We start from the raw sequence: 7,126 nt of genomic DNA on the forward strand, positions 1-7,126 counted from the left end.
TTTGTCTCCCCTCCCCGCAAGCGGGGAGGGGCTGATCGGGGTGGGGTGCAGTGACTATGGGAATCATAACTACTTATTTTGACTTGATGTCACCCCATGCGATCGCATTGTCACCCGATGCAATCGAATTGGATCGCGATCCAATCGCATTGTCACCCGATGCAATCGAATTGGATCGCGATCCAATCGAATTGTCACCCGATGCAATCGAATTGGATCGCGATCCAATCGCATTGTCACCCGATGCAATCGAATTGGATCGCGATCCAATCGAATTGTCACCCGATGCAATCGAATAAACCTTTAGTGAAAAACAATGTAGAGACGTAGCACTGCTACTTTAATTATGGATAAATGAATCTTGGTTGGCAGAAGGGCGATCGCATTACTGGCATTCCCGCTTATATTCGCATTCGTGATGGTAAAATCTCGTACAAATTTATCTGCGTCCATCCGCGTTCATCTATCTTCATCTGCGGTTAATTCAATATTCTGTATTTATCAGGGTAGATTTGAAGAATTGCAACGGGAAATCATGATTGGAGTCGAAGCTTCGCAAGGTGGGGAAGTTATTGACGGAGAAACAGTTTTCCCTCAACTACAACAGAAACTACAGCAAAAATGACCAAGGAATCGGAGCCTTTCTGATAAAATACCAAGATAAAACCCTTATTCTATCTACAAGCATTACAAACTTGATTCATTCTAATGATAAAAATTATTACCCCTTACCAATTAAAAAGGTAATTTAAGCAGATTTATAACACTTAATTCTCTCTTTTCCTGAGACAAACCTAATTTAATCGTCTTTGGACTTTGAGGATAATGATAAGAATCGAAAAGTATATCCCAGATAGTGAAAAAACTTGCATAATTTGATGTTGCTTCTTTTTTCCATTGAGAATGATGAGAGCGATGATAATTGGGTGTGACAATAAAATAGCTGAGATATCTATCAATTTTTAACGGTACAGCCCAATTACTATGATGAAAGATTAATTCACATGCCAAAAAGACTTCATATAATAATAGATTCTGTAAACTAATACCAAATAACCAGATTAAAAATAACTTAGGTAAATTAGCTAAAATTGCTTCAACTGGATGAAAGCGATAAGCAGTAGAAGTATTCATTAACAGTTCAGTATGATGAACTTTATGAAAACGCCATGCAATAGGCAGAGTATGCATTAATCTGTGCCACGCATACATATATCCATCAAGTAATAAGCAAGACAAGACGATTATTAAGACAGGTGAATGAATAAAATGAAAAATACCGAGCCATGAATGTTGCCAAATGTAATTTAAGAGTAAAACGATGGTAAAGTTATTTGCTAAGACATTTATCAAGCCGAGAACTAAATTAGTGTAAACTCTTTTATCGAAACTCTCTTTAAATGTGAAAAAGGGAAACAGATTTTCTAAAGTTCCGAATGAAATAACACTAGTGACAACTATGAGTGATTGCCAATCCATGTTAAGATTTACCCTTCTATAAAAAATATTATCTTTGCTTTATTAACATAAAAAATCCGAAATCCTTGTAAAGACGTAGCAATGCTACGTCTCTCTACATAATCGCCTACTTTAAGTGTATATAATTTTTTAGTAATAAATAACACTCTTCTTGGCTGCTGATCATCTAAAGTGTCAACTACCCCAATTCAAAAAAAGCTGCTTTCTGCTGCCTAATTCTTATATCCTCGGAAAGTGAAGAGTAATAATTACAATTATTATTTCCCCCTTTCCCCTACTGTACTTGTTTGGTTATGACCGCACCAGCAGCTTCTCTTTCGATGTGGACTCCCCTACGTCAACCTGTGTTTCGTGCGCTTTGGACAGCCTCAGCAGTGTCTAGTGTTGGCACTTGGATGCATGACGTCGGTGCAGCATGGTTGATGACTTCACTTTCACCATCACCGTTTTTAATTGCATTGATGCAGGCAGCGTCAAGCTTGCCATTTTTTTTACTGGCATTACCTGCGGGAGCGCTTGCAGATGTGGTTGACCGGCGAAAGATGCTTTTGTGGACTCAGGGTTGGATGCTGCTTATCGCTGCTTTGTTGGGATTTCTCACCCTGGCAAACATTACTACCCCGTGGATTCTCTTAGTTCTCACCTTTGCCCTCAGTCTCGGCAGTTCCATGAATATGCCTGTATGGCAAGCCGTAACCCCGGAACTAGTAGAAAAAGAACAACTTCCCCAAGCTGTCACTCTTAGTGGCATTGTGGTTAACCTTTCGCGATCGATTGGTCCAGCTTTAGCGGGGATAATTATCGCTCAAGCTGGTACGGGAGCAGTTTTTCTCCTTAATGCGGCTTCCTTTGTCGGGGTAATATTAGTAGTTTATCAGTGGCGTCGCACCCCGCAAAAAAGCGGATTACCGACAGAACGCTTTATCGGAGCAGTGCAAGCAGGTATTCGTTACGTGCGTCATGCTCCAACCTTCCAATCTGTACTAATTCGTACCTCAGCTTACATTTTATTTGCGAGTGCTTTATTTGCGCTTTTACCGCTTTTAGGAAGACGGGAATTAAAGCTCGATGCTTTAGGATATGGTATTATTCTCGGCTTTTGGGGTATCGGTGGATTAGCGGGAGCGTTTATTTTACCGAAGCTACGACAGCAGTTTTCTATAGATAAATTGGTGGCAGGCTCATCAGTATTGATGGGTATAATGTTGCTGGCACTAGGAACAGTGCGGAATTTTTATGTAGTATGTGCGTTGATGCTGTTGGTGGGAATTGCTTCCCTCAGCTGTATGGTTAGTTTCACTGTATCGGCGCAAACAGCCGTGCCTACCTGGGTGCGTGCGAGAGCTTTATCGGTGCATTTGCTTGTGTTCCAAGGATGCATGACCTTGGGAAGCCTGTTTTGGGGTGCTGTAGCCCAAAGCACAAGCATTACTGTAGCTTTGACTACTGCCGGGGTGGGATTAATTGGAGGTGTGGCACTGACTGCACGTTATCGCTTGCGCTGTGCGGAAAAGTTGGATTTGCGGTCTTCGCTGCATTGGGATCAACCACCAATCGCTTTTGAACCATGTCCGAATGATGGACCTGTGTTGATTAGTTTAGAGTATCGCATTGACCCAGCTAACGCAGAGGAGTTTACCAAAGCGATCCAAGCACTAAGTCAAATTCGCCGGCGTGATGGAGCGATTCGGTGGGGTTTGTATCAAGATTTATCTGACCCAGGTCGTTTTCTAGAAACGCAAATTGTCGAATCTTGGGCAGAACATAAACGGCAATTTGAACGGATAACGAATAGCGATCGCTTAATTGAAGAACGTGTGCGATCGTTTCATATTGGCGAGAAACCGCCGAAAGTTTCGCAAATGATTTACTCAAAGTATACAGATGGTAAGGGTTTGCAGCAACCTTGCGGATGAGGGGATGAGGGGACAAGGGGACAAGGGAGACAATTCTTTTCTCCCCCTCTCCTTCTAGGGGCGATTCATAAATCGTTATAATTTCATATATAGCGGTTCTCGGTTGAGTGAGATACATAAAACCTCACCCCCTTCCCCTCTCCTTATTTCATGAGAGGGGTGTCCGAAACGGACGGGTTCAAGAAGGCAGAAGGCATTCGTGCTGAGGGCAGAAGGAACCAATTGGGAGGGGATTGTGACCCCTCCCAATTGGAGGCTCCCAATATCGTTGCATTTGGGAGGGGCTTCAGACCCTTACTCCTTTCAGTCGTGGGCAGAGGACACTTATACATTCCTTCTGCCTCCTGCCTTCTGCCCTCTGCCTTTCCCGGTGAGGTTCTGTAGTGCATCCAAGTGCAACCCGCTATAGTTACAGAATTAAAATTTGTAAATTTCTCAGCACCTATAAAAAAATGAGTAAAAACTTACCGTATATTCTTCGTGTTCCTCAACCGGAAATTGAGGAAACTTTTGCCGCTCACCAAACAACTCATCAGTTCTATCACGAAGTTCGAGGGCGTTCCGAGTTTAAGCGTCATTGTGAATGGTATCATATCACAGCAGAACGCAACCGTCAAGAATTAGAAAAAATGCGCGGCGAACTAAATATTTTTCGTTTGTTTCGCCGCCGATAATAAATTTAAATTAAATCAAATTATATTATTTCTAACTCATTATCGCGTAAGTGAGCCTTAAATTTCTTAGTAAACTGTACTACAAACGGCAGGTTGGCGCTAATAGGTTTACCTTTCCAAACGGTTGCAATTTGCACTATTTCGCCTTCTGACCCCTTGATGTCAAAACCCTGACCGCGATGCTCAGGATGATGGTAAATTATTACGGATTCTTTAACGCGGACACGATCGCCAATTTTCATATTAACATTTACACCTAGTTGCTTTTCTACAAGTATCTGCTACATAAAATCTAGACAAAACTAGACATTACTTAAGGTTTGAACGGGAGCATGGGAGTAGTTATCCCTTACGTCCAGACACGGTTTAGACATCCGTGTTTAAGTACCTCCTATAAAAACAAAGCCCCGAAATTCTGAACTGCCGTTAGCGCGATCGCCTATCATTAAAAGCCCGTGTAGACTTTAATAATAATAATTAGACGGCAAGATCAGAGTCGTCAGGTACTTTAGCAAGAAGTCTCATTTTTTATCTTAGATTTCAACAGCATTAAACAAAGGGAGAACTCCAACAGACGCGATCGCCATGAAGCGTTGCCTTATAACCCGAAAGGAACAACCCGATGACGCTTTTTAAGTGCGCCTTAACGCCAAGATTAATTTTACAACAAATGGGGCATTGGAAAGTGGAAAGGGGAAAGGGGAAAGGGGAAAGAAAGAAAAAATATTTCCCCCTTGTCCCCCTATTTCCAAGGTGGACATAATTTCTGTACTTTTTGAGGAAGTTGCCGGCACGTTTGCTGGAATCCTTGAGGATTAAGTTGCGACCAAGCAAACAATCCTATTGTAGTTCCTGCCAGCAACGCCAATACTCCGGACAGTGGCACCCAAACGTTACCACCACGTCTTTTTTTCACTTCAGTTGGAGTTGTAGAAACGGCAGGTGCTTCGGCTGATGGAATGTCCTCTTCTAGTAGCGCTTGAGAACTATCTGCCAACTCTGATTGTACTTCTTCTATCTCGGCTAGGGGCTGGGAGGGAGTTACAGGCACCAAGGATTCTGGAGATATACGGCAATGGGTAAGCACAACCGAAATATTATCATGACCATTTTTCTGATTTGCGATCGCTATCCAGTTGTCAACTGCGTCTTCTGGTGAAATTTCACCTTTTAAAACTGGTACTGCATATTCTCTCCAGTGATTTTCTACCAAATTATGATCGCTGAGTCCATCAGAGCATATCATTAATATGCCATCTTCTTCTAAAATGATTCGCTGAGTTATAAAACGCAGAAATTCACCATCTTTTGTTCCCAAAGCTTGGGTAAGAGCATAAGCATCTGGACGTTGTAGTGCTTTGCGATACAGACTGCGGGCAGAGCGTACTTCCCGTGACGCCACATCATCATCTACTGTCAGTAGCTGGCAGTAATCGCCTGTAATCCAGTATGCGCGGCTATCACCGACATTTACTAAGTAAAGTTCGTGACTATTTTGTGAGTACGATCCAGGGGATATCTCGACTTGTTGCGGCACTTGTAGAGCCATAACGACGGTTGTTGCCATGCGTTCTCTACCTTGGCGTTTTTGCTCATCGTTGCAGGCACAAATTACGTTATTTACAACCCGCAAACTTGCTTCTAGTTGCTGCTGTAATAATTCTGGCGATACTAGTTCAGTTTGTTCTGCTACTTCTGTTAGTAAAGCGCGAATTTGCAACTTCAGAGATTGTACTGCCAAAAGGCTTGCTACTTCACCACCTTCGTGTCCGCCGATACCATCGCAAACAATCGATAAGCGGGGTACTAATGGATCGTCTGAGTTACCAAGGCTTATGGGATAGCAAGTATCTTCATTTTGATGAAGTTGGGAACCGCTATTTGTTGCCCCTGCCACTTGTAGATTTAATGGCAATTGGGCTGCTGATGATAATAATAGCTGATTAAGTTGAGTTGCGATCGCTTTTAACTCAATTTCACCCTCAAGGCACATAGAATCGACTATTTTTTCCAAAGCTGTTGCTACTTCTGGTTTAGCGGCAGCTACAATCGGTTTCCAGGACTCACCTAACTGTTGAAGACTCGGTTGTTCTGACTCATAAAGTTCCAAGAGTCGCACGCACCAACCTTGTACTCGCAGGTTGTGTGGAAATAGCAAACTGAGGGCAACTCCATATTCTGATAGAGGTTGCCAAAGTTGAATAATTTGCCACAGAAAGTTTACTTGTCGGACTGGAGTTGCTTGTTCCCATGCGTCGGCGATTGCTGGATATAATTTTCCAGTTTCATCTATTGGCACATTTTCCAGTAAAAGTATATCATCCGCAAATCCATAAACTTGAGCCACATGGCAGCGATCGCTCGATAAGCGTAAATAAGGAATAATTGCTTTTGGTAATTCTTCAGGTATCTCTGGCAGTTGTCCTGGTCGAGTATCCAGCCAAATCTGCGATGTAATTACCTCATATCTGTCTTTTATTAATTCTCCCGGTGGAATTGCTTGATGTTCCCCAGTAGCCCAAATATAACGATGAACTAAAGGAGTTTGACAATTTGCACATAATCTGTCACCAACAGAATTGATGGGGTTAGTACAGGCTGGATTTGTGCAATAAATTATCCGCTCTTGTAAAATCATGCACCTAAAAAGTTAAAGGTTTAAATCAACCGCTGAATTTTGATTACATCTGGCTGTCAACTGAAGGATGAAGTCTCAAGTATCAAAAAAGTTGTATTTTTTATCCTTCTCAATACGCACTCGCGAATAAGCTTTTTGATTGATTTGAGTAAGTTATAGTCTCATATTTTGGTATAGATTGTTTCTACAATGCTATTTAAGTTTAATTATTTACACTTGCTTAAGTATGTTTTGGTGTTGATTTGTGCGATCGCCACAATGTACTCGAAAATTCAATCTTGTAATTATAGCCGAAAGAGGAGGACAAGGGGACAAGGGGACAAGGGGACAGGGGGAATTTTCTTCGTTGTCTCCTTGTCTCCCCCTCTCCTTGTCTCCCCCTCTCCTTGTCTCCCCCTCTCCTTGTCTCCCCCTCTCCT

The 7,126-nt window shown here is 42.3% G+C and carries 8 protein-coding genes; 4 read left to right on the top strand and 4 right to left on the bottom strand.

Annotated features, from left to right (window positions below):
* The first annotated feature begins 56 nt into the window (after positions 1-56).
* Entirely contained in the window at positions 57-299 is a 243-nt protein-coding gene (locus TOL9009_RS0130130) for a hypothetical protein (protein ID WP_029637163.1), read from the top strand.
* A gap of 62 nt (positions 300-361) precedes the next feature.
* Positions 362-625 (top strand): hypothetical protein, encoded by a 264-nt coding sequence (locus TOL9009_RS49805; protein WP_242055717.1) that lies wholly within the window; start codon positions 362-364, stop codon positions 623-625.
* 110 nt (positions 626-735) lie between these two features.
* On the opposite strand, the gene TOL9009_RS0130140 is transcribed toward TOL9009_RS49805, so the two are convergent.
* Complete coding sequence (locus TOL9009_RS0130140) at positions 736-1,479, bottom strand: sterol desaturase family protein (protein ID WP_029637164.1); 744 nt, start codon at positions 1,477-1,479, stop codon at positions 736-738.
* Positions 1,480-1,772: 293 nt separating this feature from the next.
* Here TOL9009_RS0130140 and TOL9009_RS0130145 point away from each other — a divergent pair, with 293 nt between their 5' ends.
* Positions 1,773-3,395, top strand: a complete 1,623-nt coding sequence (locus TOL9009_RS0130145; protein WP_242055716.1) for an MFS transporter — start codon at positions 1,773-1,775, stop codon at positions 3,393-3,395.
* Between the two features lie 452 nt (positions 3,396-3,847).
* The gene (locus TOL9009_RS0130150) at positions 3,848-4,069 is read left to right on the top strand and encodes a hypothetical protein (RefSeq protein WP_029637166.1); all 222 of its coding nucleotides are present in this window, start codon (positions 3,848-3,850) and stop codon (positions 4,067-4,069) included.
* Between the two features lie 20 nt (positions 4,070-4,089).
* Here TOL9009_RS0130150 and TOL9009_RS0130155 read toward each other — a convergent pair whose 3' ends face one another.
* From TOL9009_RS0130155 to TOL9009_RS48580, 3 genes are all read right to left on the bottom strand, one after another.
* Positions 4,090-4,311, bottom strand: a complete 222-nt coding sequence (locus TOL9009_RS0130155; RefSeq protein WP_029637167.1) for a ferredoxin-thioredoxin reductase variable chain — start codon at positions 4,309-4,311, stop codon at positions 4,090-4,092.
* A gap of 500 nt (positions 4,312-4,811) precedes the next feature.
* Entirely contained in the window at positions 4,812-6,707 is a 1,896-nt protein-coding gene (locus TOL9009_RS0130160; protein ID WP_029637168.1) for a PP2C family protein-serine/threonine phosphatase, read from the bottom strand.
* A 210-nt stretch (positions 6,708-6,917) separates the two neighbouring features.
* A partial coding sequence (locus TOL9009_RS48580) for a hypothetical protein (RefSeq protein WP_221928672.1) occupies positions 6,918-7,126 on the bottom strand: 209 nt, incomplete at its 5' end.

Origin of the sequence: [Scytonema hofmanni] UTEX 2349 (assembly GCF_000582685.1) — a bacterium.
In the GTDB taxonomy this organism is placed as follows: Bacteria; Cyanobacteriota; Cyanobacteriia; order Cyanobacteriales; family Nostocaceae; genus Hassallia; species Hassallia hofmanni.